The organism is Jiella pacifica, from assembly GCF_010500815.1.
GTDB lineage: Bacteria > Pseudomonadota > Alphaproteobacteria > Rhizobiales > Rhizobiaceae > Jiella > Jiella pacifica.
In genome coordinates this window covers 1-2,075 of record NZ_JAAAMG010000059.1, presented here as the reverse complement: position 1 = coordinate 2,075, position 2,075 = coordinate 1, and the positions used below count along the sequence as shown (strand labels likewise).

Annotated in this window: 2 protein-coding genes; both read right to left on the bottom strand. The window is 64.3% G+C overall.

Annotated elements, in window-relative coordinates:
- Nucleotides 1–123 precede the first annotated feature (123 nt).
- Nucleotides 124–975: an IS21-like element helper ATPase IstB gene (istB, locus tag GTK09_RS27015; RefSeq protein WP_163466476.1), complete on the bottom strand. Its 852-nt coding sequence runs from the start codon at nt 973–975 to the stop codon at nt 124–126.
- Nucleotides 976–998: 23 nt separating this feature from the next.
- Nucleotides 999–2,075, bottom strand: a 1,077-nt coding sequence (locus GTK09_RS27010) for a Mu transposase domain-containing protein (protein WP_163466475.1), incomplete at its 5' end; no start/stop codon positions are given.

Genomic DNA, 2,075 nt, shown 5'->3' with positions numbered 1-2,075 from the left:
TGTCAACGACGGAGCAAATCCAGGCCAGTGGGGCGAAGTAAAAGCAGGCCACGGTCATGGCAGGCGCGACACACGAAGGGGCCCGATCGGGCCCCTTCGTGTGTCGGTGCCGTTGTTTGAGGATCAGGTCGCGGAGATTTCGCCAGTGTTGGGATCGACGGCGTCGGCGGTGGCCTGTTTTTGCTCCGCCCTTTTATCGGAAGCAGAAGAGCGGCAGCTGCCGGACGACTGCTTGAGCCGATAGCTGTCGCCATTCATCGTCAAGATGTGGACGTGATGAGTGAGGCGATCTAGCAGCGCGCCGGTCAGCCGTTCCGAGTGCAGGACGCTCGTCCAGTCTTCGAAGGGCAGGTTTGAGGTGACGATCGTCGATCCGCGCTCGTAGCGCTGGGAGAAGACCTCGAACAGAAGCTCGGCGCCGGTGGGCGACAGCGGCACGTAACCAAGCTCGTCGACGATCAAAAGTTTGACGGCTTGCAGATCGCGCTGCAGCTTCAGGAGACGACGTTCGTCGCGGGCTTCCATGAGCTGATGGACAAGCGCGGCAGCGGTGGTGAAGGCGACGGTAAAGCCCTTCTGGCAAGCGGCCAGGCCGAGGGCCAAGGCGGCGTGCGTCTTCCCCGTGCCGGAATTGCCCAATGCGATCACGTTCTCCCGGCGAAGGATGAACTCGCACCGCGCCAGTTCCAGCACCAGCATCTTGTTGAGCGTCGGGATGGCGGTGAAGTCGAAGGTGTCGAAGCTTTTGACGGCTGGGAACCGCGCCGCCTTGATCCGGCGCTCGACCGTCCGCCGTTCCCGGTCGATCAGTTCCAGTTCGATCAGGCGCAGCAGATATCGGGGATGGTCGACGCCGTCGCGGGCACATTCGCGGGCGACCTTGTCGTATTCCCTCAGCACCGTCGGCAGCTTCAATTGCTTGAGGTGGTGGGCGAGCAGGACCTGCGGCGTGCCGCCCGTCGTTCCCCTCGGCATGGTGTCGGGTGTCGACTTGTCGGTCATACCGCCCGCCCGGGAATGAGGACGGCGTAGTCAGCCGCGGCCGTCGTCCTGACGTCCATCTTCGGCAGATGCGGATAGGCCGCCAGATCGAGACGCGCAGGGCGGTGCTCGATCCGGGCGAGAGCGATCAGCTTGATGGCATCGAACCCGATGGCTCCGAGCCGGATCGCTTCCGTCACCGCGTCGGTGACGATCGGCATCGGTATCGTCTCCATCAGCCGCAGCACCTGGATGAACTCCCGTTTGCCGCGGTTGCCCATGCGGGCTTCCAGGAGATGGCGAAGATGCTGGAAGCCTTCCGGCAGATCCCAGCCCTGGAGTGGAGCGGCCTGGTCGAGCGCGTTCGGCTTGGTCTCGATCAGCGCCAGGTAGTGCAGCGGGTCGAAGACGAAGGTTCCGGTGCGATAGTCGCGCCGATGGCGGGCGATCTCCTCGCCGCCACACAGGATTACCACCTCGTCGACGAAGGCCTTTACCAGGACATCCCGGAAGCCGTAGGTCGTCGGGACCGAGTAGTCGTTGCACCGGTATCGGACCAGCGAGGTCGACGAGACCCGGGCGATCCGCTTCTCGCACGGCTCGAAGGGTGTCGCCGGCACCGGCTTGAAGGCCGCCAGATCGGCGACGAGCCGCTCGCCGATCGTCTCGTCGTGGCGTCCGGCCCGTTCGCCTTGCCGTCGGCGGCATCGCTCGGCCAGCATGGCGTTCAGGTCATCAAAGCTCGCTGCATGCGGGATCGGCGTCATGAAGTTCGACCGGGCATACTTCACCAGCCCCTCGACTTTCCCTTTGTCGTTCCCCTTTCCGGGGCGGCCGAAGCGGTCGACGAAGAGGTAGTGGCTCTGGAGTTCCGTGAAGGCCCGGGTTCGCTCACGGCGACCGTCGCCGCAGATCTTCGCCACCGCCAGCGTGGTGTTGTCGTAGAGGATCGACAGCGGCACCTTGCCGAAGAAGTCGAAGGCCGACACGTGACCGTCGAGGAACGCCTCCGTCGTCTCGGCCGGATAGGCCTTCACGAACGGCGCGTCCGAGTGCGGCAGATCCATGCAGAAGAAGTGGATCTTCTGCCTGAC